This window comes from Streptomyces sp. HUAS 15-9, from assembly GCF_025642155.1.
GTDB lineage: Bacteria > Actinomycetota > Actinomycetes > Streptomycetales > Streptomycetaceae > Streptomyces.
In genome coordinates this window covers 4985217-5009846 of record NZ_CP106798.1, presented here as the reverse complement: position 1 = coordinate 5009846, position 24630 = coordinate 4985217, and the positions used below count along the sequence as shown (strand labels likewise).

The following is a 24630-nucleotide window of genomic DNA, read 5'->3' as shown; positions in this document are numbered from 1 at the left end:
CCGTTGGTCCCCGCTAACATCACGCTGTTTGCTGTGGTCCACGCGGGCGTGACGGAATGGTGGGGAGAACACATGGGTGCTCCGGCAGACCAGCCGAAGGTCGACAATCCATGGCGAGCGGCCCTGGTAACGCTGAGGAACGACCTCAGGTCGGAAACCGAACGCCTGAAAGACCTGCTCAAGCAGGCTGACGCCGACATGCAGGCCAAGAAGGTGTGGACCAGCGAGAAGGGTGGGGTCGCCGCGGGCTTCCGGGACGACCTCCACGGGAAAAAGCAGCGGATCGGGACATTGGTGGGCAAGCTAATTCCTGCCGTTGAAGCCGAAATCGCCAAGTGCCCGGAGAAAGTCTCGCAAGGCGAGGCCAAGATGCTGCACATGGACCTGCAGGGCTACTGAGTTCACACCCGCCGCCATCGACAAGACTTCGAAAAAAGAAGCAAACGGGGAAGCAAAGAATGGGCGAGTTTTCGGCAATAGATCCGACGGCCATGCAGGGAATGATCAAGTCCTACACGCGGGACAAGGATGACCTGCGCAACAGCGCGGGGACCCTCAAGTCCCGATTCGACCGCTTCGGTATCGATACCGGCGACCTGACACAGATCCTGGGCATCTGCACCTGGCTCGACGACCAACTGTCCACCCTCACCCGCCACCAGGCTCTCGGAGCGGCACTGGAGCGGGAGCACCCCGGACTGAATATGGTCCAGGTGCCCGAACCGGTCATCAGCGCCGCCGAGGCACGCAAGGAGGGCAAGGAACTGGCCGACGAGTTCTCCAAGAACACCAGCGGAGACGAGAAGGCCGGGAAGGAGTACCACGACCTCGCTCTGAAACTCGCCGCCCACAAGGACGATCCGGACTACTGCTCGTCGTTCTACGCCAACCTGAACCCGCCTATCCAGGCAGAGACCCTCCCCAGCCTGCTCGCAAGCACAGGCAGCTCGACGGCCGGCGAGGACCTCAAGGCGTACAGTCACGCCTTGGGTGTGGCCTGCAGCACGGACTATCCGGCTCCGGGCTTCGAGAAGATCAAGAAGATGTACCTCCAGCCGGTGCCCAAGGGGGTTCCCCTGGGTTGGGATCGCGGCGCCATGTTGCGTTACGGCGACTTTCCCTCCTCCTTTCTCACCCAGTCCACCCGCGCCAACGTCCTCGACCAGGTCGCGAAGGACAAGGACCAGGATTTCAGCGGCGGCGGCGAGAACGCACGCATCCTGGGACTGCCGGACGACACGGTCGCCCTCAACCTGGAGGCGCTCGGCGACGACCAGCGTGCCGTCTTCGACGCCGTTGCGCAGATGGGCGATGAGAAGAACCCCAACCTCCAGGAGCACCTGAAGCTGCTTCTGGAGTACAGCAAGCTGAACAGCGACGCACAGTCCGCTCTGGGTCATGCCATCGACGTCGGTTCCGGCGTACACGGGCATGAGGACGCGAACGGCAACTGGCATGTTGATGCCGGCAAGCACGATGCATGGGAAAGCACATTCGCTTTCGATGCCATACTCGCTGCAGGCCACGCCGAGACTCATGAATTCAACGGCCTGTTCAAAAAGGATATGGGAAGGCTCGCGGCGTCCTACGCGCCCGAGATGCTGATCGGCGGCCACAATGTCGATGAGAACAGTGGCGACTCCTCCTTCGGTTCACCAACCGAATATGACGACGTACTCGGCGTCGACCCGGCTTTCTATCTCAGCCCGCAAGACACGTACCGGTTCATGAAGACGTTCTCCGACGACGACGGGATGACGGCCCCCTTCGACGAGGCGATGGGCAAACTCCAGCACGACGTGCTCATCAGAACGGCGAAATTCGACCATGACGCCATCGCAGCCGGGAAACAGGATCCACGTACCTACGATCTGGCAGCCAAGGCGTTCGGCAACACCCAACGCCTCGAGTATGACGCCGAGATGAAGATTCGCGGCGAAATGGACGAGTCGGAGAAGGCTTTCAAGGAGCACCTCAAGCAGGCTGCGATCCTCGGATCCGAGCTCACAGGCGAGCCTGAGCTTTCCGCTGTGTGGACCCTGGCCTGGCGTGGCGGTATGTTCGCCGCCAAGGAGTACGGCGGCGGCGCATACGTTGAATCCGGACCAGAGCGGACCGAGAAGGTCGACGAGAAGAATTTCGAAATGGTCGCTCAGGCCCGGTACACGATGGCCACGACTCTCATGGAAGGCGGCTGGAAGACCACACCCCTGCCCGACGACCTCAAGGGCGAGGACGGAAAACTCAAGTCTTTCGAAGAGCTCTCGAAGGATCATCAGCTCGAAGCCTTCAACGATTGGGCGAACGAGCAGCGGGAAGGCGATGTCCCCTTCCACACGAAGCAGGTGCTTTCAGCTGGTGAGCTGAGCAATCAGGATGCGGACGTGTACGTTAAGGAAGTGGACGGGGAGTAGAGGTCAAGCAGGTCGGATGTCCAAGCAAGTAAGTGCCTGGACACCCTACGACCTTGCTGTGTCTCATAGGCAATCCGTCGTTCCCGTCAACGTATAACTGAGAGTTGACGCGTCGTATACCGTCAGTGTAACGGTGATGCGAGTGTGCGCCTTCTCGTTGAACAGCGCTTCGACGTACTTGTTGTCGCTTTTCCGAACCCTGCCTGCTTCGGTGTCCAGTTCATATCCACGCGGACTTAGGAACCCGCTGACGTTGCCCGCATCAAGTATCAGCGCTGTATGGGCATTCGGCGATGCCGGGACTTTCATATGCGCGGCGAACGTCCGTTTGTGCTTACCGTTGTCGCATTCTTGGTCTGTTGAGCCGTCATCCGTGACGGTGTACCGCTCCGGCGCCTTCAACGACGTGCGCATTGTGTTCAGAAGCCAGGTTGAATCCTTCGACATCCGCGCACCCGCCTCCTTACTGGTGGGCCCACCGGATGACGAACTGCACGCAGTAAGGGCTGCCGATGCTCCGATGGCGACCAGACCCAGCATCATTCGCCTGGAATGTCGCCCGCTCGTCGACCGCATTGATATGTCACCTCTCGGTTCACGCCACACAGTTCGCCACGGCGGCCCTCGTGTCAGTTTCCTCTGTGCACTAACCGGTAAGTGGCGTGGAAAACTACCCCATTGACATCGTCGAGAGTGCTCTACGAGGCCTTGGGAGCACAACCCTGAGCAGGGGTGAGTTGACCAAATGAAGGGTAGTTCGTGACGCCATCGCAAGAGTGAACCGGGAACCTGCCGGGTATGTCCACCATTTGAGTGACCGTCGGGGTGTCGCGCAACTTCCTTGACCTTCGTCGATAGAACACTCGCTCCCTCAGGGGTTGATCCGTGAATCGCCGCCCCCTCCCTACCCGCGGCTACCCCAACCGCCACCGTCGACGCTTCGGGATCCGTCGCGCGGGACGCGCTGAGCACTCTCACAAATACCCCACACCAGTTTCGCCCCGTTTGATGCCGGAATGGCCCACCTTCAACGGTAGTTGCGCCTGGAAAAATCACGGCCCTCACCGGTAACGTCAACGCTCTTGACGGAACTTTTGCCTCACGGGGGCTGATCATGATGTGTCCTTTGCCTGCCGCTGCTGTCTAGTGCTCAGGTCTGGCGCTGGAGGACTGAGCGACCCGTCATGGCAGAAGACCCGGACCTTATCGTCAACGTGGACCTCCTCGTCGAGTCGGAGACCCGGCTGAAGAGCATCCAGAAGGAACTCAAGAACCTCAACCACCGGAAAGACGACCTGCGCCCCTACTGGGGCAGGGGAAAAATCGCCGACAAGATGGATGATTTCGTTGACGGCTGGGACGACTACCGCACCAAGATGCTGGAGAGCGTCGAAACGGTAGGACAACTGGTGAAGTCCACCATCGACGGGTTCACGGGGCTGGATGCCCAACTCGCCAAGGAGCGGCGGAAGGCGAGGGAGAAGAGCAAGTGAGCACATCCTCGAAGCCCCGCCCCCGCGACTGGCATCCCCTTGCCGACTCCGATCCCGTGCCCGGCGAGCCTGAGGAGATCCGGGACGAGGTGAAGCACATGGTCCAGGTCGCGGAGAACCTCCGCGCCCAGGCCAACCCGCTGCGCGGCATCAAGGACGACAAGATGCTGTACGGCCCCGCGGTTCAGCCGGTGACGAACTGGACACCGCCCGCGTAGCGAGAACAGCGCGCGGAGCAGCTGGGACTGGGTGCGCTGGCTGCCGCACGCCCGCCCGGCCGGCGGTCAGGACGTCAACGTCCTCATCGGCACCGACGCCGAGACCGTCGGAGCCCGTATCGGCGAGCTGACCCAGATCCTCGACGCGCGCAAGAAGGCCGCCGAGCAGAACCGCGGTCAGGGGACCGGTTTCAGCGATCCGGACATCGTCGTCGTATGGGACGGATCGCGGCGGCTGCGCTCGCTGCCGGGTGCCGTACGGCTGCTGCGCGAGGGACCGGCCGTCGCGATGTACGCCATCTGCCTCGACGCGGAGGAGCGGTTCCTGCCGGGTGAGTGCCAGGCGTTCGTCGTCGCCGAGCCCAAGGCCCGGGAGTACGACGCCGAGAGCGACGCCGGCCGGCCCGCGGCTCAGCAGCAGGTCGCCGGGGGCTTCCCGTCCTTCCAGGCCTGGCATGCCACCAGCAGCCCCGAGGGCGAACGGAGCGAGCAGACGGTGGAGTTGCGGCTGCGCGTCGAGGAGGCCGGTGCGGAGGGCATCAAGGACGTGCGGCCCGACTTCGTGTCCGCGGCATGGGCGCTGCGGCTCGCCCGGTCGCTGTCCGCCCTGCGTGACATCAGCGGGGAGACCGAGGACTCGGCCCTGCCGGGTGCCGGCCGGCTGCTGGACGTGCTCCAGTTGGAGCCGCCGACCAGCGATGCCATCGTCGCGCGGTGGCGGATGGGCGGGCAGTCCACGCTCGCGGTGATCGGTGAGTCGTACGACGGTCCGTTCGGCATCGACATGCGCAAGGACGGGCCGCACGGTCTGATCGCCGGTACGACGGGTTCCGGCAAGTCGGAGCTGCTGCAGACCATCGTGGCGTCGCTGGCCGTGGCCAACACGCCGGAGAACATGACCTTCGTGCTCGTCGACTACAAGGGCGGCTCGGCGTTCAAGGACTGTGTGAAGCTGCCGCACACCGTCGGCATGGTCACCGACCTCGACGCGCACCTCGTCGAACGCGCCCTGGAGTCGCTGGGCGCCGAGCTGAAGCGGCGCGAGCACATCCTGGCCGCCGCCGACGCCAAGGACATCGAGGACTATCAGGATCTCGTGCGCAGGGATCCCTCGCACGCGCCCGTTCCTCGACTGCTCATCGTCATCGACGAGTTCGCGTCCATGGTGCGCGATCTGCCCGACTTCGTGACCGGTCTGGTCAACATCGCCCAGCGGGGCCGTTCGCTGGGCATCCATCTGCTGCTCGCCACTCAGCGGCCCAGCGGTGTCGTCTCGCCCGAGATCCGTGCCAACACCAACCTCCGTATCGCCCTGCGTGTGACGGACGGCGGCGAGTCGTCCGACGTCATCGACTCGCCGGAAGCCGGGCACATCTCCAAGAACACGCCCGGCCGGGCGTATGTGCGCCTCGGTCATGCGTCCCTGGTGCCCTTCCAGTCGGGGCGGGTCGGTGGCCGCAGGCCCGGTGCCGCCGACCCCACCGCCCTCGCCCCGTGGGTGGGCGAGCTGGCCTGGGCGGACCTGGGCCGGGCCGCGCTGGTCAAGCCGAAGGCTCAGGCACCGCAGGATGAGGAGATCACCGACCTGAAGGTGCTCGTCGACGCCGTCCGCGACGCCAACGGCAGCCTCGGCATTCCGGCCCAGCACAGCCCGTGGCTGCTCGCCCTCGCCGAGACGCTGCTGCTCGACGAGGTCGAGGTCCCGGTCGCGGCCCTCGCCCCGGGCAAGCTGCCGCCCGCGCCGTACGGCGTGGAGGACCTGCCGGCCGACCAGGCGCACCGCCCGGTCGTGGTCGACTTCGCGACCTTCGGGCATCTGATGATCGGCGGTGCGCCGCGCAGCGGCCGCTCGCAGGTGCTGCGGACGATCGCGGGCTCCATCGCCCGCACCCACTCCTGCGCCGACGTCCACCTCTACGGCATCGACTGCGGCAACGGCGCCCTGAACGCGCTGACCCGGCTGCCGCACTGCGGCGCGGTCGTGGGCCGTAACCAGACCGAGCGGGTGATCCGCCTGGTCAACCGGCTCAAGGGTGAACTCGGCCGCCGTCAGGACCTGTTGGCGGAGAAGGGTTACGCCGACATCGGCGAGCAGCGGGCCGCGGCACCCGAGGACGAGCGGCTGCCGCACATCGTCGTCCTCCTCGACCGCTGGGAGGGCTGGGTGCCCACCCTCGGCGAGATCGATCACGGCTCGCTGACAGACGAGCTGACGACGATGATGCGGGAGGGTGCGAGCGTCGGCATCCATCTGGTGCTGACCGGTGACCGTACGCTGCTCGTCGGCCGTGTCGCCACGCTCACCGAGGACAAGTACGGCCTGCGCCTAGCCGACCGCAGCGACTTCTCCACGCTCGGCATCCCGGCCCGCAAGGTGCCGGAGGAGATCCCGCCGGGCCGTGCCTTCCGCAACGAGTCCGGTACGGAGACGCAGTTCGCGCTGCTCGCCGAGGACACCACGGGGCAGGGCCAGGCGGCGGCGATCGGCGCGATCGGTGAGGCCGCCACGGCCCGAGACGCGTCCGTGCCGCGCTCCCGGCGTCCCTTCCGGGTGGACAGCCTGCCCAGCCGGATCTCCTTCGCCGACGCCTGGGAGATGCGCGACCCGGAGGCCTCCCGCTCGCGGCTGTGGGCGCTGGCCGGCATCGGCGGCGACGAGATCGTCGGCTTCGGACCGGACCTGGCCGACGGCGTGCCGTCGTTCGTCATCGCGGGCCCGGCGAAGTCCGGCCGCTCGACGGTTCTGATGAACTTCGCCCAGTCCTATCTCTCGCAGGGCACACGGCTGGTCGTCGCGGCCCCGCGTCAGTCGCCGGTACGCGGGCTCGACGGCACGGAGGGCGTGCTGAAGGTCTTCACCGGCGACGACATCGACGAGGACGACTTCGAGGAGGTCATCGACTCGGCGTCGCTGGAGGAGCCGATCACCGTCCTCGTCGACGACGGCGAGATCCTCGAGGACCTGGACGCCGAGTCCCATATGAAGCGGATCGTCTCCCGCGGCGCCGAACGCGGCCTCGCCCTCGTCATCGCCGGTGACGAGGAGGACGTGTGCAGCGGCTTCTCCGGCTGGCAGGTCGACGCCAAGAAGGCCCGCCGCGGCATCCTGCTCTCCCCGCAGGAGTCGTCGAGCGGGGACCTGATCGGCGTACGGCTGTCCCGGAGCATGGTCGGCGGCCAGGTGGTACCGGGAAAGGGCATGCTGCACCTGGGCGACGGTGAGCTGCGGACGGTGGTGATTCCCGGGTGAGCGGGGGGTCGGCGAGGCCGGGGCGGCAGAGGGCGGCGGATACGGCTTCGCCGCCACGACGGGAGCCCTGCTGCCGTGGGCGGCAGCCGCGATCCTGCCGCTGGCCCGCATCTCCTGGGGCGAGCCCAGGAGGCCCTGGCTGGTTCTGGCCGTGCTCTCGCTCCCCGGCGCGGCGGCCGCGTTTCCGGCCCTCGTCGTGATCGCCGGAGCCTTGCGCCCCAAGCCCCGCAGACGCGGCTACGGCTGCTACTCCGAGGGCGCGCCGTGCTGGGTGCACGAGCAGTACCCGTACGTCTGGGCGGTGGGCCTCGGCGCCACGGTCGTCGCGGCCGCGCTGCTCGTTCCCGTGCTCGTCGCGCACGCACGACGCCACAAGGAACGGACGACGCCCGCTACTTGACCTTCGACATCCGCGAAACCGGATTCCCCTCCGCCGAACTGTCCGACGCGTACTTGAGGTCGTCCCCGACCGGCGTCAACTCGACCGAGTGGGGAGCCGGGTTGCAGCCCTCGTGGTTGTTCTTGGCCCCCACCGACGTTGCGACGAGTTGCGTCTTCGTCACCTTCTTCAGGGTGAGGACGTCGGTGCAGACGCCGCCCAGCTGGTCCGTCTGTGTCATGCGGCCCAACTCCTCGCCGACGTCGGCCCGGTGGACCGTGAGCCGGAAGGTGCCGATGGGGAGGTTGCCGTCGAGCGCGGTGCCCTGGCCCTCCCAGGTGCCGAGGTAGCGGGCAGGGACGGCGGTCGGCGCGCCGGCCGCGTCACTTGATGCGTCGCTGGGCGCGGTGCTGGATGCGGCGCTCGGTGCCGGGGAGTACTCATGGCCGCTGCCGGCACTGGAGTCTTCGTCGCCGCCGAGCATCGGGCGGATCACGAAGCCCAGCCCCACGGTCACCGCGGCCAGCGCCCCGGCGACCGCGAGCGCCACCGTACAGCTGACCCGGCGCCCACGGCCTCCCTCGCCCGGAGTGGAGACGGCCGCCACGGAGACGGAGACCTTGCCCGGACGCTGCTCGGCACCCGGACGCTGCTCGGCACCCGGTCCCTGTCCGACACCCGGTCCCTGTCCGACACCCTGTCCCTGTCCGGCAGGCACCCCGTCCCTCGGCTCCGGTACGACGGTCGGGGCACCCGGTACGGCGTTCCCCTCCCCCGGCACGAAAGTCGGCGGCCCCACGGCGGAGGACGCCGGCACCGACATGTCCGGCGCCGGTCCGAACTCCCCCACCGCGGCCGACACGGCTGCCCCCGAATTCCCGCCCACCGACGGACTGCTGAACCCCACCGGCCCGGACGGCACCGCCTCCGTCGTCTCCAGGTTGAGCAGTTGTACGGCGCTCCGGCTGACCTGTTCGACCAGTGTCCCCGGCAGCCACCCGCCCGCGACCAGGCGCGCGGCCCCGTCGGGAGCGAGGCGTCGGGCGATGTCCGCGGGGGTCGGCCGTGCGGCCGGGTTCTTCGTCAGGCACGCCTCGGCCACCTTCCGCAGGTCGCCGCCGAGTGAGCCGAGTTCGGGCTGCTCGTGGACGACCTTGTAGAGCAGGGCGGCCGAGGAGTCCCCGGGGAAGGGCGGCTCCCCGGTCGCCGCGTAGGCCAGGACCGCGCCGAGGGAGAAGACGTCCGCCGCGCCGGTGACGCCCTTGCCCAGGATCTGTTCGGGCGACATGTAGCCGGGCGAGCCGATCGACACGCCGGACGAGGTCAGTGACGCGGTGCCGTCCGTGGCGCGGGCGATGCCGAAGTCGATGAGCAGCGGTCCGTCCAGGGTCAGCAGGACGTTGGACGGCTTCACGTCCCGGTGCACCAGGCCCAGTTCGTGCACCGCCGCCAGCGCCTCGGCGAGGCCCGCGCCCAGCACCCGTACGGAGTGGGCAGGCAGCGGTCCGCCGTCGGTCACGGCGGCCGCCAGGGACGGGCCGGCCGCGTAGGCGGTGGCCACCCAGGGCACGGCGGCCTCCGGGTCCGCGTCCAGGACCGGTGCGGTCCAGGCACCGCCGACCCGGCGCGCGGCCTCCACCTCGCGCCGGAAGCGGGCGCGGAACTCCTCGTCGAGCGCGAAGTGCGGATGCACGATCTTCACGGCGACCGTACGGCCGCCCGTGCTCCGCCCCAGGTACACGCGCCCCATTCCGCCGGCACCGAGCCGGCCGAGGAGCCGGTAGGGTCCGACGACGGTCGGTTCGTCGGCTCCGAGCGGCTGCATGGCGTCCCCCTCCCCCTGGGTCCTGTCGTCGTACGGCAGGATCTGCGCCTGGCTGCCCAGCAGCGTAGTGATTAGGGCTGGAGCAGATCCACCTTCACATCCGCCGGGAAGCCCGTGGTCGGGCCCACCCGGCGGGCGAACTCCGCGACCGCCGCGAGTTGGGGATCCCCGAAGCGGAAGTCGAGGGTGGTGAAGTACTGCTCCAGGACCCGCTCGTCGAAGGCCTCCCAGCGGGCCGCCTGCTCGGCGACCTTGCCGACCTCCTCCAGGGAGAGGTTGCGGGAGGACAGGAACGCCTCGTGCACCTGACGGGTGATCAGCGGTTCGCGCTCCAGATAGTCCCGGCGGGCCGCCCACACCGCGAAGACGAACGGCAGGCCCGTCCATTCCTTCCACAGCGCGCCCAGGTCGTGCACGGCCAGGCCGTAGCGCGGACCGTCGAGGAGGTTGGCCCGCAGCGCCGCGTCGCCGATGAGCACCGCCGCGTCCGCCTCCTGCATCATCAGGCTGAGGTCGGGCGGGCAGGTGTAGTAGTCGGGCCGTACGCCGTAGCGCTCGGCGAGCAGCAGCTGGGCGAGGCGGACGGAGGTGCGGGAGGTGGAGCCGAGGGCGACACGGGCGCCGTCCAGTCGGTCCAGGGGGACCTGCGAGACGATCACGCAGGACATCACCGGGCCGTCGCAGCCGACCGCGATGTCGGGGAAGGCGACCAGGTCGTCGGCGTTGCGCAGGAACTCGACGAGGGTGATGGGCCCGATGTCGAGGTCCCCCCGCACCAGCTGCTCGCTGAGCTTCTCCGGTGTGTCCTTGGTCAGCTCGAAGTCGAGGAGGGTGCCGGTTCTCGCGAGCCCCCAGTACAGGGGCAGGCAGTTCAGGAACTGGATGTGACCGACGCGCGGCCGGGTGCGAGAATTGTCCACATCGCGAGACTAGACCCCATGAGGTACGGTGCTGTCTCCGACCCCACAGTCAACCCGGCTCACTGGATCTTCAAACATCCGGGTGACGTGATCTTGACCTCTATTGCTTTCGGCTGCCCGCATGCTAGGCTCGCCGCAAGTTGCAGTTTGGTTTCCCTTGCAGTACAGAGCCTGCGGAGCATGTGACCGCGGGCTCTCGTCGTTTTCAGACATATGCAGTTGTGCGGCGTTGTTTCACACTTGCAGGTTCTGGAGCAGGGCAAACCCTTTGTGAGCCCAAGGAGGGCTTATGGCTACCGGAACCGTTAAGTGGTTCAACGCCGAAAAGGGCTTTGGCTTCATCGCCCAGGAGGGCGGCGGCCCCGACGTCTTCGTTCACTACTCCGCGATCAACGCCACCGGCTTCCGCTCCCTCGAGGAGAACCAGCAGGTGAGCTTTGACGTGACGCAGGGCCCGAAGGGTCCGCAGGCGGAGAACGTCACCCCCGTCTGATCTCTGCCTGACCGCAGAACCTGAGAGCAGTACCCAAGGAGCCCCGCGCCGCAAGGCGACGGGGCTCCTGCCTTTTCCGTTCATTTCCGGTTCACATGTGCTGCATGATCAGTACGAACTTCGTTCCGGCCGTGAGTGCCTCGTAGGCGTGTGGCACGTCCCCGCGGTACGACATGTAGTCCCCGGGGCCCAGTTCGACCGCCTCGCCGCGCGGTCCGGCCTTCACCGTTCCCGCACTGACCACGATGTGCTCGGTGGTCCCGGGAATGTGCGGCTCGGAATCCCGTACGGTCCCGGGTTCCAGCCAGACGTAATAGATATCCCTGCGCGCGCCCGGCGGGCTCGCGGACAGCAGCGTGGCCAGATAGCCGGCCTGCTCGGAGTGCACCGTGGGTCCGGCGCCGGCCCGGATCACCTGCACGGCGGGCGCGGGCGGCTCGACGAGTGCGCTGAAGGGCACCCCGAGGGCCACCGCCAGTGCCCAGAGAGTCTCCATGCTCGGATTCCCGCTCGCCGCCTCCAGCTGGGACAGCGTGGACTTCGCGATCCCGGCGCGCTTGGCCAGCTCGGACAGGGACAGCCCGGTGCGGGTGCGCTCGCGCTTGAGGGACGCGGCGATCCACTCCATCGGGAGCCGGGCGGGGGGCTCGGACATCTCGTTCGCTCCATCGGTACGATCGTTCGCCTTGACGGACGGGGTGTCCATTGTTCATTGTAGAAAACATGCGTTCGCTTCTCCGAACACCCGAGTCGGGCTCGCTGGTCCGTGACAGTGCGCTGGTCTGGCTGGCCGGTGGCATCGTCGGCGTGTCGTTCGGTGCCGTCTCCGTCGCGGGCGGGCTCCCGGTGTGGGTGCCGGTGGTGATGTCGCTGGTGGTGTACGCGGGCTCGGCCCAGTTCAGTACGGTCGGCGTGCTGCTCGCCGGGGGCGGCCCGCTGGCCGCGGCGGCCACCGGTCTGCTGCTCAACACCCGCACGGCCGCCTTCAGCCTCGCGGTCGCCGGGATCATCGGCCGGGGCCGGGTCACCCGGCTCCTGGGCGCGCACCTGGTCACCGACGAGACGGTCGCCTTCGCCCTCGCCCAACCGGATCCGGTACGGCGCCGCAGGGCGTTCTGGATCTCCGGGCTCGGCCTGTTCGCCGCATGGAACGCCGGGGTGCTGATCGGGGCGCTCGCCGGGAGCGCGCTGGGCGACACCGCCCGCTACGGCCTGGACGCGGCCTTCCCCGCCGTACTCGTGGCCCTGGTGCTGCCCGCCCTGCGCGCGGACGCGGCCGTACGACGCTGTGCGCTGCCCGGCGCGGCGGTGGCCCTGGCGGTGACGCCCGACGTACCGGCCGGGGTACCGGTGCTGCTGGCACTCGCCGGGCTGTTCCTGCACGGCCGCGGTGAGCGGGCCGCCGTATGAACGCGACGGTGGTCGCGGTCCTGGCGCTGGCGGTGGGCACCTATGCCTTCCGGCTGGTAGGCCCGGTGCTGCACGGGCGGGTGCAGATCCCGGCGCGGGTGCAGGAGTTGGCCTCGGCCGGGGCGGTCGTCCTGCTCGTCGCGCTGCTGGCGACGGGCGCGCTGACCGAGGCCGGGGGTTTCGCGGGATGGGCGCGGCCGGCCGGCGTCCTGACGGGCGGGGTACTGGCGTGGAGGCGGGCGCCGTTCGCGGTGGTGGTGCTCGGCGCGGCGGGCACGGCGGCGCTGCTGCGGGCGGCAGGGGTGGCCTGAGGGCGACGGGCATCGGTGTCAGTGCCCTTCGCTACGGTCCCCGTCCATGACCGACGCCGACTTCCTCACCGCCACCCGCACCTTCTACGACGCCATCGCCGACGACTATGCCGACCGCTTCCGGGACGACCTCGCCGCCAGGCCACTGGACCGGGCCGTGCTCGGCGCGTACGCCGAACTGGTCGGCACCGGCGGCACGGTGGCCGATCTCGGCTGCGGTCCCGGCCGGACCACCGCGCGCCTCGCCGCCCTCGGCGTGCCGGTCTTCGGACTCGACCTGTCGGAGTCGATGCTCGCGATCGCCCGGCGCGAGAACCCGCACCTGCGTTTCGTCCAGGGCTCGATGCTGGACCTGGACCTGCCGGACGGCGGCCTTACGGGGGTCATGAGCTGGTACTCCTCCATCCACACCCCCGTGGACCTGCTGCCCGCCCTCTTCACCGAGTTCCACCGGGTACTCGCCCCGGGCGGCCACCTCCTGCTCGGCTTCCAGGCCGGCGACGCGCCGCGCCGCCACGACCACCCGTGGGGCCATCCGGTCTCGCTGGACTTCCAGCGACGCCGCCCGGAGCGGGTGGCGGAACTGCTCGTCGGCACCGGTTTCGCGCTGCTGTCCCGCACGGTGCGCGAAGCGGACGAGGACCTCGGCGAGTCGACCCCACAGGCGTTCCTGATCGCGCGGAAGCCCGCATAGGACACGGCCAGGACCTGGCTACAGCCGCCCGGCGATGTCCAGCGCCGCGACGTACCCGAACGTCATGGCCGGGCCGATCGTCGACCCGGCGCCCGCGTAGCTGTGCCCCATCACGGCGGAACTGGCGTTCCCGGCGGCGTACAGCCCCGGGATCACCGAGCCGTCGGCCCGCAGCACCCGCGCCCGTGCGTCCGTCACCAGCCCGCCCTTGGTGCCGAGGTCGCCCGGCACGATCCGGAAGGCGTAGTACGGCGGCAGCCACAGGGGCGCCAGACAGGAGTTGGGCAGGACGACCGGGTCCGTGTAGTAGTGGTCGTAGGCACTGTCGCCCCGGTGGAAGTCGGTGTCCTTGCCGTTCAGCGCCTGGGAGTTGAACCGGTCGACGGTCGCCCTCAGGGCGCCTGCCGGTATTCCGACGGCCGAGGCGAGGGTGTCCCAGCTCCAGGCCTTGTGGACGGCGCCCGAGCCGTACCAGTCGTCGGGCAGGACGAAGGCCGGGGCGACGTCCCGGAACAGATACCGGTTGCGGTAGTTCTGGTCGACGATCAGCCAGGCCGGGATGTCGGGGTCGGTGGGGTCACGGTCGTACATGGTGTGGACGACGTCGCTGTACGGGGCGGCCTCGTTCACGAAGCGGCGGCCCGCCGCATTGACCATCAGGCCGCCGGGGAGGGTGCGTTCGGCCAGGCAGAAGTACGGCTGGCCGGGGAGCGGGATCGCCGGTCCCCACCAGGCGTCGTCCATCAGACCGAGCGCGGCGCCGGCCCGCTCCCCCGCCCGGATCCCGTCCCCCGTGTTCTCCTCGGCCCCGACCGTCCACTCCGTGCCGATGGGCTGCCGCTGGTACCGCGCCCGCATGGCGGCGTTGTGCTCGAACCCGCCGGACCCGACCACGACCCCGCGCCGCGCCCGGAGGAGCCCCGGCGACCCGTCCCGGGTGACGACGGCCCCCGTCACCGCCCCGCCCTCCGTGTACAGGTCCGTGAGCGGGGTGTCCAGCCAGAGGGGCACCTGGGCATCCAGCAGCCCTTTGCGCAGTCCGGCGGCGAGCGACTGCCCCATGGTGAGCGGCTTCTGCCCGAGCAGGGCCGCCTTGGTGCCGCGAGCCAGGCACTCGGCGGCGACGGCGGCCCCCTTCACGCTCACCGCGGCCAGGGCCAGCCACTTGTAGTCGGCGCTGAAGACCACCATGCCGACGGGCACTTGCAGGTACGGCGGGTTGAGACGGGCGAGTTCGGGGCCGAGGACGTTCCCGTCGAGCTGGTCCGGCTCGATCGAGCGCCCGCCCGGGAGGCCGCCCGGCAGCTCGGGGTAGTAGTCGCTGTAACCCTCCATCCACCGGAACCGCAGCGGGCTGTTGGCCATGACGAACGAGATCATGGCGGGCCCGTGGGCGAGGAACGCCTGCTGCCGCGAAGCGGGCACGTCCGCCCCCACCACGGCGGCGAGATAGGCGGCGGCCTTGGCCGGGGTGTCCGGCACACCGGCCGCCAGGAGAACGGGGTTGTTGGGGATCCAGATCCCGGCGCCGGAGCGGGCGGCGGACCCCCCGAAGGTGGCCGCCTTCTCCACGACGACACAGCTCAGCCCCTGTTTCGCGGCGGTGAGCCCAGCGGTCATCCCGGCCGCGCCGGCCCCGATGACGACGACGTCGTACGTACCGAGGAGCGGTAAGTCGGCCGCACTCGCACCCTGCTGGGCCCCGGCCACCGCGAGGGCGAGCCCGGCGCCCGTTGCGGTGCCGAGCACTTGTCTCCGGGTGGGTGAGCCTGTGTGTGTGGCGGCCATGGCAGGTCCCTCCGAGGCGGGTTCGGGGGACCGGAATGTCGCGCGAAGGTCTTGTGAAGTCAAGGGCTACGCGTCGGCCAGCACCTCCAGGCAGTCCTGCCGGGCCGGCTCGCTCAGCAGGGCGCGCCAGCGGGTGAAGAGGGCGAGCAGATCGAGGCCGTACGTCGCACGGAAGGCGGGGTCGCGGCGGGCGAGGTCGAGTTCGTTGGCGGCGGTGAGCTCGGCGAAGTCCCGCAGCAGGCCGGGGGCGGGGCGCAGGGTGCCGTGCGTGAAGCGGTCCCGGAAGGGGGAGTTGTGGTCCGTGAGGGTCGGATAGGTGGCCTTGCGGTCGCAGCTCGCGTAGAAGTACACGATCGCCTCGGCTTCGGTGCCGATCACCGTCGTGAGTTCGGGGCGGCGCTCCAGCGGGAGCAGCGCGGAGGGAAAGCCGTCGGTGCCGTAGGCGGCATGGCACAGGCCGGCCAGCCGGAGGGCGGGGCGGGCACCCCAGACGGCCAGTCGCTCCCGTACCCGGTCGAGGTGGGCGAGGAGGGTGCCGCCCGGGTGCGGGACGGTGCCGACGCCCAACTGCCCCAGAAACTTCCGTGCTTGCGCCACCGTCCGGTCGTCCATGCGCCGTCTCCCGTTCGGCAAGAGGGGGTCGGCACCCGCTCCTCTTCCCGGGGGAGGAGCGGGTTGCCGCCTGGGCCCGGAGAAGAGCTTCGTCCTCACCCCGTATTCCAGTCAATCCTTGGGATTTGTCACCAACTCCAAGTGCTAGCTTGGATGTTGTGACCCTCGACGACCTGCGTGTGTTCGTGGCCGTGTGCCGGGCCGGGAGCCTGAGCGCGGTGGCCCGGGATCTCGGGTGTACGCAGTCGGCCGTGAGCCAGCACGTCAAACGCCTGGAGCGGGAGACCAGGGTGGCGCTGCTGGAGCGACAGCCGCGCGGGGTCGTGCCCACGCAGGCGGGACGGATACTCGAGGCCGCGGCCGCCGAGGGGATCTTCGGACTCGACCTCGCCGTACGGCAGTTGCGGGATCTGGTCGACGGGCACAGCGGGTATGTGCGCGTGGCGACCGGGGCGACGACCGTACGGCACTTCATGTCGGAAGCGGTGGTCACCTTCCGCCGTCGCCATCCGAAGGTCAACCTGGAGTTCCGTACGGTCAGTTCGGGGCGCGGCAGCCTCGACGCGCTGGCCGACGGCACGCTGGACCTGGCCTGGATAACCCTCGGGCCGCCGGTGCGGGGGATCGAGCAGCGGGCGGTGGTGGAACTCCCGTGGGTGCTGGCGGTACGGGCGGACGATCCGCTGGCGGAACGCTCGTCCCTGGCCGCCGGTGAGCTGACGGACGTACGCCCGATCCGGCTTCCGCCGAACTCCGCGTCCGCCGCCCATCTGGAGGCCGCGTGCGCGGAGTCGGGGGTGCGCTTCGCCTACGACACCAGCGTCGCCGACTGGGACACGGCCCTCCTGCTGGCGGAACTCGGCGTGGGACGCGCGGTCGTCCCCGCCCTGCCGGGGCTCGCCGTCCCCGGCTCCGGCCGGCTACGGCTGATTCCGCTGCCCGGTCTGCGCCCGCTGCCGGTCGGCTGGGCGGTACGCCGCTGGGACGCCCTCGGCCCACCGGCCCGCGCATTCGCGGACACGGTCGTCGAGAGCGCTCGCGCCCAGGCGGCGTGAGGGGTCCGGGCGATGCACGCCCGAACCCCCGCGCCCCGAACCCTCGCGGCCCTCACCTCACCAGGCCACCGGCAGCTCGATGGGGAACCGCCGGATCGTCTCCGTGTCCCAGCGCACCTCCTCCGGCGCCACCGCCAGCCGCAGCTCGGGGAAGCGTGCCAGCAGCCGTCCGATCGCCACCTCCAGCTCCGCCATCGCCAGGGGGACGGCGATGCACCGGTGGCCGCCCCAGCCGAAGGTCATATGGGGGGCGTTGCGGCCTGGCAGGTCGGGATCGATGACATGGGGTTCCGGATAGCGCACCGGGTCCCGGTTGGCCGCCAGGTACGACACATGGACGAACTCGCCCGCCCGGATCCGCACGCCGTCCATCTCGACGTCCTCCAGCGCCACCCGGGGGATGCCTACCCCCTTGCGGAACGGGATGTACCGGAGCATCTCGTGGATCGCGTCCGTCAGGTTGTCCTGGCGCCGCCGCAGATAGTCCGCCAGCTCGGGCCGGGTCAGCAGCAGATACACGATGTTGCTGATCTGGCAGGTGGCCGTGTCCTGCCCGCTGAGCACCAGGGTCAGGGTCATGACGGCCAGTTCCCTGTCGTTGAGCTGGTCCTCGCCCTCCCGCGCGGCGGCCATCGAGCTGATGATGTCGTTGCCGGGGGTGCGGCGGCGCTGCTCGACCATGGCGCCGAAGTAGTCCGTCAGATCGGTCTTGACCTTGGCCGCCGCCGCCCTGTTGTCCGCGCCGGTGACCAGGAGCCGGTGGACCTGCTCGCGCATCCGGGACCACTCGTCGCGGGGGATCCCGAGCAGATGGAGGATCGTGTGCTGGGGGAACGGGTTCGACAAATGCTGCACCAGGTCCGCCGGCGGTCCCTGCTGTGCCATCTCGTCGAGCAGGGAGTCCGCGAGCAGGACGATCCGCTCCCGCATCCCGTCGACCTGCTGCTGGGTGAACGCCTGGGACGCCAGGCGCCGTACGCGGCTGCTGTGCGGTGGGTCCATGACGTTGATGGACTCGGGGGAGACGATGGGCTCCGGTGTCATCCGGGGATAGTCGCGGCCCATGATCTGCGCCCGGCTGAAGCGCTGGTCGGAGCAGACCTGCTGGACCGAGCGGAAGCCGGTGACCAGCCAGGCGCCGGCGTCACCGTACGGGAGCCGGATGCGGGTGAGGGAGTCGCGTTCCATGATGGCCGCGAGCTCGGGATCGAAGTCGAGGGCGTCGCTGTAGTCGAACGGGCAGGTGATCGACTCGTCGCTGGTGCTCATCAGGAACCGGTCCCCTTCATCGGCGCGACATTGGTGGCGTCCACGACGGGACGCAGGCGGCGCGCCAGGTTCACGGCGTCGCCGACGGCCCAGTAGTGGACGAAGAACAGGCGGGGCTGGTCGGTGAGGTTGTGGTGGTGGAGCTCGACGAGGTCGGCGCCCCCGCGCCGGAGCCCGGCGAGGACGCCTTGGACCTCGTCGGCGATCACGGCGAAGTCGCCGCTGATCGCGGCCCGGCCGTGGCCGAGCGACTGGAAGTTGAACGAGGTGGTCGAGCCGAGGCCCGGGGGCAGGAGGAGATGGCCGTCGGTGATGGTCTCCCTGCGGACGAACGTGCTCTGGTAGACGCCGCTGTCGGCGGTGCCCTTCACCCCGAGCGCGGCGTCGATGGCCGCGGTGTCCAGGTCGAAGGGTGGGGCGAAGGGCATGACGGGGGGCGCGGCGAAGGCGGCATTGGTCTTCGGGAACGGGGTGGCGGTGCGGTCCAGGGCGGCACGCAGACCGCGGGCGACGGTCACCGGGTCGGTGCTGTGGGCGTGGAGGTGGCACCACCAGACGTCGGGCCGCTGGGCCAGCAGATGCTTGTGGATCGCGGTCTGCCCGATCCCGTGCTCGTGCAGGGCGTCGCTGAACGGCTGGAGTTCGCGCTCGGTGACCACCGCGTCGCCCATGAGGAGCGAGCTGCCGTCGGCGTACCGGACGAAGGACACATGGGTGCCCAGGGCGAGCGCGGGGGCGACCCTGATGCCCCGGGAGACCACATGGAGGTCCCGGCGCAGCAGGGGCGTGTGGTACATGAACCGCTTCATGCCGCCCGGTGCGCCGAGGGCCGCGCCCACGTCCGCCCAGTCGGCGAGGTCGGTCATCACCGGCGGGACGGGGGTGTGGACCGGCTCGGCCCCCGGGCCGGCGGTCGCGGCGCGGGCGGGGGGGACCGCCCCGATCGCCCCGATCACTCCGGTCAGTACGGGCGCGAGGGCGGCGGTGGCCAGCACGCGACGCCGGGACGCTGTCGGTCTGGGGTCGGCATGCTGCTGTCGGTCGTCAGTCATCTCATATGCCTCCTGGCGCGATGGAAGCACGGGAGAACTCCCGGACCCGTGATCTGCACCGGCACATGGGCCCAGGTGGGCTAAGCGGGCTGGAGCGGTCGGATGAGCCCGCCGCACACGACCGGACGGGCCAGGGGCCCTACGCCCCGCCGTACAGCTCCTCGACCTGCGCCGAGAAGTCGCGCATGACCGCCCCCCGGCGCAGCTTCATCGACGGGGTCAGATGGCCCGCCTCCTCCGTGAGGTCGACCGGGAGCACCGCGAACTTTCTGATCGACTCGGGGCGGGAGACCAGCCGGTTCGCCTCGTCCACCGCCCGTTGCAGCAACGCCCTCAACCCGGGGTCGTCCACGAGGAGTTCCGGCGGGACGGGATGCTTGCCGTTCATCTGGCGCCAGTGGGTGATGCCGTCGAGGTCGAGGGTGAACAGGGCGGTGACATAGGGGCGGGCGTCGCCGACGAGCATGCACTGGGAGATCAGGGGGTGGGAGCGAAGCCAGTTTTCCAGCGGGGCGGGTGCCACCGACTTGCCGCCCGCCGTGATGAGCAGCTCCTTCTTGCGGCCGGTGATGGTCAGATAGCCCTCGTCGTCCAGCTCGCCGATGTCGCCGGTGGCCAGCCAGCCGTCGCGGGTCGCGGGGACGACCCCGCCCGCCTGAGGGTCCCAGTAGCCGCGCAGCACATGGTCGCCGGAGATGAGGATCTCGCCGTCCGCCGCGATGCGCACCCTGGTGCCGGGCAGCGGCCAGCCCACCGTTCCCAGGCGGGGCTTCAGAGGCGGGGTCACGGTCGAGGCGCCCGTCGTCTCCGTCAGCCCGTAGCCCTCGAAGATCTCGATGCCCGCGCCGGCGTAGAAGGCGGCGAGCCGGCGGCCCAGCGGGGAGCCGCCGCAGATGGCGTACTTGACCCGGCCGCCCATCGCGGTGCGGATCCGGCGGTAGACCAGGGGGTCGTAGAAGGAGCGGGCGGTCTTCAGGGAGCGGCTCGGGCCGTTGCCGGTGCCGGTCTGCCGGGCCTCCAGCGCCTCGCCGTAGCGCCGCGCCACCGACGCCGCCCGGTCGAAGGTCGACGCGCGGCCGCCTGCCTCCGCCTTGGCGCGGGCGGTGTTGAAGACCTTCTCCAGCATGTAGGGGATGGTCAGCAGGCAGGTCGGCTTGAAGGCGGCGAGGTCCGGGAGCAGGTCCTCGGCCCTCAGGCTGGGCGCGTGGCCGAGCCGTACCCCGGCCCGGACGCAGGCGATGGCGACCATGCGGCCGAAGACATGGGACATGGGCAGGAAGAGGAGGACCGACACCTCCTCGCCGGACTTCGCCTTGAAGATGGGGTGGAGGAGCTCGATCGCGTTGTCCACCTCGGCGAAGAAGTTGCCGTGCGAGAGGGCGCAGCCCTTGGGGCGGCCGGTGGTGCCGGAGGTGTAGATGAGGGTGGCGAGCGTGTCGGGGACCAACATGCCGCGTCGTACGCCGACTTCGCCGTCCGGGACCGGTGCGCCGAGCTCCGCCAGGCGGTGCACATGGCCCTTGTCGATGACCCACATGTGCCGCAGATCGGGGAGGTGTTCGAGTTCGGGGCCGATGGCGGCGGCCTGCGCCGAGGTCTCCGTGACGAGGGCCACCGCGCTCGAGTCCTGGAGGATCCAGCGGGTCTGGAAGACCGACGAGGTGGGGTAGACGGGGACGGTGACGAGGCCGGCGGCCCATGCGGCGAAGTCGAGCAGGGTCCACTCGTACGTCGTGTTGGCCATGATGGCGATCCGGTCGCCCGGTACCAGCCCCTCCGCGATCAGGCCCTTCGCCACCGCCAGGACCTCCTGGGCGAACCGGACCGCCGTCACGTCCTGCCAGTCGCCGCTCTCCGTCCTGCGGCTGAGGACCACGGCTCCGGGTTCCGCCTGGGCGTTGTCGAACGGCAGGTCCGCGAGCGACCCGTGCGTCACCGGCGGGGCGAACGGCGGTACGGAGGCCTCGCGTACGGCTCCGTCGAGTCGGCGCGTCTCGGGCGCCACGAGGACCGGCACGCCGTCGTAGTCGGTCGCCGAGACCGTCGCGCCGAGGGAGAGGGGGGCGTTCGGGTACGGAGTGGACACGGGGCGGCTCCTCGGGCGTGCAGCGGCGGACTGCTTGCTGCATGTCGTACGTGCCTCGCGCACCGAGGCGTTCAGCGGCCGTTCCTCCAAGCAGGGGTTACCGCTGGTCAGGCAGGCGATCGTACGGGGCCTCTGTGGCGGGCTTGTGCGGTTTCGGGAATGGTCCGGGGACGGGGCTGTGCAATCTCGTGGGTCGCGTGAGGGAGGTTCAGGTTCCTGACGGGATGGGCATGACATAGACTTACCTCCGGTAACCTTACTCCAGAGTAAGCAAATCCGACCCGGTCTTGCGGGAGTTGGAGACATGGCCGACCGCTACCTCAGCTTCACCGGCACCGCGCCCGGCCGCTTCCTGGCCCGCCGGCTCGGACTCCCGCAACCCGAGCGGCTCAGCCGCCGGTCGGGCCGAACCCCTTCCCTGACCGGCCCTTTGCTGCATCTCACCGCGGGAAAGTCCGACCTCGGCCTCGCGCCCGTCCTGGCCCGCACGGGACTCGCCCCGGGCAGCGACGACCCCGCAGCCGTCGTCCTCGACGCCACCGGTGTACGGGACCTCGACACGCTCGCCGAGGTGCACTTGGCCCTCCACCCGGTCGTCCGGTCCATCGCCGGAAGCGGCCGTGTGCTGGTCCTCGGCGCCCCGCTCGACCCCACCGACCACCACCAGGCCGCCGCCCAGCAGGCCCTGGAGGGATTCACCCGCTCCCTCGGCAAGGAGATCGGGCGCGGCCGCACCGTCAACCTCGTCCGGCTCACCGACGCGGCCGCCGCCGAGTCCACCGTGCGCTTCCTGCTCTCCCCCGGGTCCGCCTACGTCAGCGGCCAGGTGATCGAGGTCGGCGAGGGTGCGGTCACCGAGCCCTCCGACCCGGACCGGCCGCTCGCCGGGCGCACCGCACTGGTCACAGGCGCCGCCCGCGGGATCGGCGAGGCCGTCGCCCAGACGCTGGCCGGAAACGGGGCCCAGGTCGTCGTACTCGACGTGCCCGCCGCCGAAGCCGACGCGCGCCGGGTCGCCGAGCGGCTCGGCGGCACCGCCCTCGCCCTCGACATCACCGCGGCCGACGCCGGTGAGCGGATCGCGGCCGCGCTGCCCGACGGGCTGGACGTGCTGGTGCACAACGCGGGGGTCACCCGGGACCGACGGCTGGTCAACATGCCCGCCGAGCGGTGGAGTTCGGTGCTGGAGGTCAATCTCGGGAGCGTGCTCCGTACGACCGACGCACTGCTCGCGAGCGGCGCCCTGCGGCCCGGCGGACGGATCGTGGCCACGGCCTCCATCGCCGGGCTCGCCGGCAACGCGGGGCAGACGAACTACGGCGCGAGCAAGGCCGGGGTCGTCGGGCTGGTGCGGTCCCTCGCGCCACGGGCGGCGGCCCGGCACGAGGTGACCGTCAACGGGTCGCGCCCGGCTTCATCGAGACACGGATGACCGCCGCGATACCGCTGCTCGTCCGGGAGGCGGGACGCCGGATGAACTCCCTCGCCCAGGGCGGGCTGCCCGTCGACGTCGCCGAGACCACCGCTTGGCTCGCCCACCCCGCCTCCGGCGCGGTGAACGGGCAGGTCGTACGGGTCTGCGGCCAGAGCCTGCTGGGGGCCTGATGTCCACCGCCGTCGTCCTCACCGGCTCCCCCGCCCTCGCGCCCCTGCTCGCCCGGGGCGCCCTGCGCTCGCCGTTCAAGCGGCCCCGGCCCGACGCCCGCTTCCCGCACACCCGGCTGGTGCTGCCCGGCGTACGCGTCGACCTGGCCCGGCTGGCCGCCTACGAGCGGGTGTGCGGCTTCGCCACCGGCGACGACGCACTCCCGGTGACCTATCCGCACGTCCTCGGCTTTCCGCTGGCCATGCGACTGATGAGCGGCCGGGACTTCCCCCTGCCGCTGCTCGGCCTGGTCCACACGTCGATAGAGATCACCCGGCGCTCGGGGCTTGCGGCCACCGGGGAGTACGAACTCTCCGCGCACATCGACGGGTTGGCGCCGCACCGGCGCGGGACGGAGGCGGCCGTCGTCACCGAGGTGCGCGGCGGCGGCGAGGTCGTATGGGAGTCGCGGAGCACCTATCTCGCCCGGCACCGGACCGGCTCCGGCACACCCCGGCAGACCGGCCGCGAGCGGGGGCCGCTGCCCGCCGTCGCGGAGTGGCGGATCGCGCAGGACGTCGGACGGCGGTACGGGGCCGCGTCCGGCGACCGCAACCCCATCCATCTCCACCCGCTCACCGCCCGGCTCTTCGGCTTCCCCCGGGCCATCGCGCACGGCATGTGGACGGTGGCCCGCTGCCTCGCCGCGCACGGCACGCCCCGGGCGGTGCGGGTGCGGGCGGAGTTCCGCGCCCCGGTGCTGCTGCCGGGCACCGTGCGGTACGCGGCGGACGACACGGGCGGCTTCGAGCTGCGCGACGGCGACGGGCGGCACCTCCATGTGACCGGCGAGGTGCGCCCGCTCACCGCGTGAACAGGGGGCGAACAGCGGATGACCGGTCACCGGTGGCGGCCGGGCACAACCCGGCAACCCGGACGGCCTCACGGCCCGCTCAGCGGAATGTGCCGGTCTTCCCATGTTTGCCGAGCCCGCCCCCGCCAACCTCCAGCTGGTCTACGGCAACATGGGCGAGGTCCTCGACCGCACCGACCTGCTGGTCACGGTCAGCTCCACGGCGGCCCTGGAATCGATGCACCGCGGGATACCCACCGCCATCCTCACCGACTTCGGCGTCCGCGGTCGGGGTCTCCCCTGCTCGAACGGAGTTGAGAGCTTGGGGAAACACGGCAACCACTACTTCCTCCACTCCGGCTGCCTCGCCTCCTGGGACGACCTGGACGCCGGGGCGCTGCCCGTCCCGCACGCCGAATGGGCGGCCGCGCAGGGCATCGGCAAGACCGACCCGTACGCCGCCGCTCGGGTCGCGGACCTGCGCGCGGCGGGCCCGCTGCCGCCCCTGCGGCCGTACTACACGCCCCAGCGTGCCGGGATCCATCTCACCGGTGTCCTGGAACGGCACGGCTTCGACGAGCGGGGCCGTCCGCTGCCGGGCGGGGCGGGAGCGGGCGGTTCGGGGCGTGTGCGGACGGCCGTACGGAGGGTTGTGCGCGGCGGCGCGAAGAGGCTGTACCGGGTGGGGCGCCGGCGGGTGGCACCGGCGCTGCGGCGGTGGGAAGCGGCGTAGGGCAGCTACTGCTGTGGCCGGAAAGGTTCACCGGCTCGCGACGCCCGGCACGGCACCTCGCCGCGTTGTCGCATCACCCGAGTACATCCAGTACGCGGATGATGCTCCGCCTTGCGATGCACCGCACCGGACGCCGCGAGCTTCCCGGCAAACCTTTCCGGCCACAGCACTAGTAGGGCTTGGTCATCTT

The 24630-nt window shown here is 70.2% G+C and carries 21 protein-coding genes and 2 pseudogenes; 14 read left to right on the top strand and 9 right to left on the bottom strand.

Annotated features, from left to right (window positions below):
- Nucleotides 1-72: 72 nt before the first annotated feature.
- A complete protein-coding gene (locus N8I87_RS23160; protein WP_263211359.1) occupies nt 73-399 on the top strand; it encodes a hypothetical protein in 327 nt (108 codons plus the stop codon).
- A 59-nt stretch (nt 400-458) separates the two neighbouring features.
- Nucleotides 459-2414, top strand: a complete 1956-nt coding sequence (locus N8I87_RS23155) for a hypothetical protein (protein WP_263211357.1) — start codon at nt 459-461, stop codon at nt 2412-2414.
- A gap of 63 nt (nt 2415-2477) precedes the next feature.
- Here the strand turns inward: N8I87_RS23155 and N8I87_RS23150 are convergent, their stop codons facing one another.
- Nucleotides 2478-2861 carry a hypothetical protein gene (locus N8I87_RS23150; protein ID WP_263211355.1) on the bottom strand — a complete coding sequence of 128 codons (384 nt, stop codon included), beginning with the start codon at nt 2859-2861 and terminating at the stop codon, nt 2478-2480.
- A gap of 737 nt (nt 2862-3598) precedes the next feature.
- Between N8I87_RS23150 and N8I87_RS23145 the strand changes: the two genes are divergently transcribed.
- From N8I87_RS23145 to N8I87_RS23130, 4 genes are all read left to right on the top strand, one after another.
- A complete protein-coding gene (locus tag N8I87_RS23145; protein WP_263211353.1) occupies nt 3599-3907 on the top strand; it encodes a hypothetical protein in 309 nt (102 codons plus the stop codon).
- Nucleotides 3904-4125 carry a hypothetical protein gene (locus N8I87_RS23140; protein WP_263211351.1) on the top strand — a complete coding sequence of 74 codons (222 nt, stop codon included), beginning with the start codon at nt 3904-3906 and terminating at the stop codon, nt 4123-4125. The genes N8I87_RS23145 and N8I87_RS23140 overlap by 4 nt, the downstream gene beginning before the upstream one ends.
- A 31-nt stretch (nt 4126-4156) precedes the next feature.
- On the top strand, nt 4157-7375 hold the full coding sequence (locus tag N8I87_RS23135; protein WP_263211349.1) for an FtsK/SpoIIIE domain-containing protein: 3219 nt from the start codon (nt 4157-4159) through the stop codon (nt 7373-7375).
- Between the two features lie 151 nt (nt 7376-7526).
- The gene (locus N8I87_RS23130) at nt 7527-7775 is read left to right on the top strand and encodes a hypothetical protein (RefSeq protein WP_263211348.1); all 249 of its coding nucleotides are present in this window, start codon (nt 7527-7529) and stop codon (nt 7773-7775) included.
- Here the strand turns inward: N8I87_RS23130 and N8I87_RS23125 are convergent.
- Both N8I87_RS23125 and N8I87_RS23120 read right to left on the bottom strand, forming a co-directional pair.
- Nucleotides 7768-9579: a serine/threonine-protein kinase gene (locus N8I87_RS23125; RefSeq protein WP_263211346.1), complete on the bottom strand. Its 1812-nt coding sequence runs from the start codon at nt 9577-9579 to the stop codon at nt 7768-7770. The two genes, N8I87_RS23130 and N8I87_RS23125, sit on opposite strands and share 8 nt — an antisense overlap.
- 71 nt (nt 9580-9650) lie before the next feature.
- Nucleotides 9651-10499, bottom strand: a complete 849-nt coding sequence (locus N8I87_RS23120) for a menaquinone biosynthetic enzyme MqnA/MqnD family protein (protein WP_263211344.1) — start codon at nt 10497-10499, stop codon at nt 9651-9653.
- Nucleotides 10500-10788: 289 nt separating this feature from the next.
- On the opposite strand from N8I87_RS23120, the gene N8I87_RS23115 reads away from it, so the two are divergent.
- Nucleotides 10789-10992 (top strand): cold-shock protein, encoded by a 204-nt coding sequence (locus tag N8I87_RS23115; protein WP_004984723.1) that lies wholly within the window; start codon nt 10789-10791, stop codon nt 10990-10992.
- Nucleotides 10993-11083: 91 nt separating this feature from the next.
- Here N8I87_RS23115 and N8I87_RS23110 read toward each other — a convergent pair whose 3' ends face one another.
- A complete protein-coding gene (locus tag N8I87_RS23110; RefSeq protein WP_263211332.1) occupies nt 11084-11647 on the bottom strand; it encodes a helix-turn-helix domain-containing protein in 564 nt (187 codons plus the stop codon).
- A 68-nt stretch (nt 11648-11715) separates the two neighbouring features.
- Here N8I87_RS23110 and N8I87_RS23105 point away from each other — a divergent pair, with 68 nt between their 5' ends.
- Genes N8I87_RS23105 through N8I87_RS23095 form a run of 3 tightly spaced genes read left to right on the top strand, consistent with a single transcriptional unit; the run spans nt 11716 to nt 13407 of the window.
- Complete coding sequence (locus tag N8I87_RS23105) at nt 11716-12402, top strand: AzlC family ABC transporter permease (protein WP_263211330.1); 687 nt, start codon at nt 11716-11718, stop codon at nt 12400-12402.
- Entirely contained in the window at nt 12399-12713 is a 315-nt protein-coding gene (locus N8I87_RS23100) for an AzlD domain-containing protein (protein ID WP_263211329.1), read from the top strand. The genes N8I87_RS23105 and N8I87_RS23100 overlap by 4 nt, the downstream gene beginning before the upstream one ends.
- A gap of 46 nt (nt 12714-12759) precedes the next feature.
- Nucleotides 12760-13407, top strand: a complete 648-nt coding sequence (locus tag N8I87_RS23095; RefSeq protein ID WP_263211327.1) for a class I SAM-dependent methyltransferase — start codon at nt 12760-12762, stop codon at nt 13405-13407.
- A gap of 18 nt (nt 13408-13425) precedes the next feature.
- Here N8I87_RS23095 and kstD read toward each other — a convergent pair whose 3' ends face one another.
- Both kstD and N8I87_RS23085 read right to left on the bottom strand, forming a co-directional pair.
- Nucleotides 13426-15195 carry a 3-oxosteroid 1-dehydrogenase gene (kstD, locus tag N8I87_RS23090; protein ID WP_263211325.1) on the bottom strand — a complete coding sequence of 590 codons (1770 nt, stop codon included), beginning with the start codon at nt 15193-15195 and terminating at the stop codon, nt 13426-13428.
- 66 nt (nt 15196-15261) lie between these two features.
- Nucleotides 15262-15807, bottom strand: a complete 546-nt coding sequence (locus tag N8I87_RS23085; protein ID WP_263211323.1) for a DUF6817 domain-containing protein — start codon at nt 15805-15807, stop codon at nt 15262-15264.
- A 158-nt stretch (nt 15808-15965) separates the two neighbouring features.
- On the opposite strand from N8I87_RS23085, the gene N8I87_RS23080 reads away from it, so the two are divergent.
- Complete coding sequence (locus N8I87_RS23080) at nt 15966-16862, top strand: LysR family transcriptional regulator (protein ID WP_263211321.1); 897 nt, start codon at nt 15966-15968, stop codon at nt 16860-16862.
- A 57-nt stretch (nt 16863-16919) separates the two neighbouring features.
- Here N8I87_RS23080 and N8I87_RS23075 read toward each other — a convergent pair whose 3' ends face one another.
- The 3 genes from N8I87_RS23075 to N8I87_RS23065 form a co-directional block, all read right to left on the bottom strand.
- On the bottom strand, nt 16920-18131 hold the full coding sequence (locus N8I87_RS23075; protein ID WP_263211319.1) for a cytochrome P450: 1212 nt from the start codon (nt 18129-18131) through the stop codon (nt 16920-16922).
- Nucleotides 18131-19183 (bottom strand): DUF1259 domain-containing protein, encoded by a 1053-nt coding sequence (locus N8I87_RS23070; RefSeq protein ID WP_263211317.1) that lies wholly within the window; start codon nt 19181-19183, stop codon nt 18131-18133. The genes N8I87_RS23075 and N8I87_RS23070 overlap by 1 nt, the downstream gene beginning before the upstream one ends.
- A gap of 139 nt (nt 19184-19322) precedes the next feature.
- On the bottom strand, nt 19323-21200 hold the full coding sequence (locus tag N8I87_RS23065) for an AMP-dependent synthetase/ligase (RefSeq protein ID WP_263216610.1): 1878 nt from the start codon (nt 21198-21200) through the stop codon (nt 19323-19325).
- Between the two features lie 373 nt (nt 21201-21573).
- Here N8I87_RS23065 and N8I87_RS23060 point away from each other — a divergent pair.
- From N8I87_RS23060 to N8I87_RS23050, 3 genes and pseudogenes are all read left to right on the top strand, one after another.
- A pseudogene (locus N8I87_RS23060) lies at nt 21574-22874 on the top strand (3-oxoacyl-ACP reductase).
- Nucleotides 22874-23728, top strand: a complete 855-nt coding sequence (locus N8I87_RS23055) for a MaoC family dehydratase (protein ID WP_263211315.1) — start codon at nt 22874-22876, stop codon at nt 23726-23728. Before N8I87_RS23060 ends, N8I87_RS23055 begins: the two are co-directional and overlap by 1 nt.
- Before the next feature lie 109 nt (nt 23729-23837).
- Nucleotides 23838-24440, top strand: a pseudogene (locus N8I87_RS23050) (DUF6716 putative glycosyltransferase); the annotation flags it as partial.
- Between the last annotated feature and the right edge of the window lie 190 nt (nt 24441-24630).

Excerpts from the sequence above, each read along its gene's own strand:
- N8I87_RS23070 (WP_263211317.1), bottom strand. The coding sequence starts at position 19,183 with ATGACTGACGACCGACAGCAGCATGCCGACCCCAGACCGACAGCGTCC.
- N8I87_RS23160 (WP_263211359.1), top strand. The coding sequence starts at position 73 with ATGGGTGCTCCGGCAGACCAGCCGAAGGTCGACAATCCATGGCGAGCG.
- N8I87_RS23105 (WP_263211330.1), top strand. The coding sequence starts at position 11,716 with ATGCGTTCGCTTCTCCGAACACCCGAGTCGGGCTCGCTGGTCCGTGAC.
- N8I87_RS23125 (WP_263211346.1), bottom strand. The coding sequence starts at position 9,579 with ATGCAGCCGCTCGGAGCCGACGAACCGACCGTCGTCGGACCCTACCGG.
- N8I87_RS23110 (WP_263211332.1), bottom strand. The coding sequence starts at position 11,647 with ATGTCCGAGCCCCCCGCCCGGCTCCCGATGGAGTGGATCGCCGCGTCC.
- N8I87_RS23055 (WP_263211315.1), top strand. The coding sequence starts at position 22,874 with ATGTCCACCGCCGTCGTCCTCACCGGCTCCCCCGCCCTCGCGCCCCTG.
- N8I87_RS23075 (WP_263211319.1), bottom strand. The coding sequence starts at position 18,131 with ATGAGCACCAGCGACGAGTCGATCACCTGCCCGTTCGACTACAGCGAC.
- N8I87_RS23155 (WP_263211357.1), top strand. The coding sequence starts at position 459 with ATGGGCGAGTTTTCGGCAATAGATCCGACGGCCATGCAGGGAATGATC.
- kstD (WP_263211325.1), bottom strand. The coding sequence starts at position 15,195 with ATGGCCGCCACACACACAGGCTCACCCACCCGGAGACAAGTGCTCGGC.
- N8I87_RS23115 (WP_004984723.1), top strand. The coding sequence starts at position 10,789 with ATGGCTACCGGAACCGTTAAGTGGTTCAACGCCGAAAAGGGCTTTGGC.
- N8I87_RS23095 (WP_263211327.1), top strand. The coding sequence starts at position 12,760 with ATGACCGACGCCGACTTCCTCACCGCCACCCGCACCTTCTACGACGCC.
- N8I87_RS23145 (WP_263211353.1), top strand. The coding sequence starts at position 3,599 with ATGGCAGAAGACCCGGACCTTATCGTCAACGTGGACCTCCTCGTCGAG.
- N8I87_RS23150 (WP_263211355.1), bottom strand. The coding sequence starts at position 2,861 with ATGTCGAAGGATTCAACCTGGCTTCTGAACACAATGCGCACGTCGTTG.
- N8I87_RS23085 (WP_263211323.1), bottom strand. The coding sequence starts at position 15,807 with ATGGACGACCGGACGGTGGCGCAAGCACGGAAGTTTCTGGGGCAGTTG.
- N8I87_RS23100 (WP_263211329.1), top strand. The coding sequence starts at position 12,399 with ATGAACGCGACGGTGGTCGCGGTCCTGGCGCTGGCGGTGGGCACCTAT.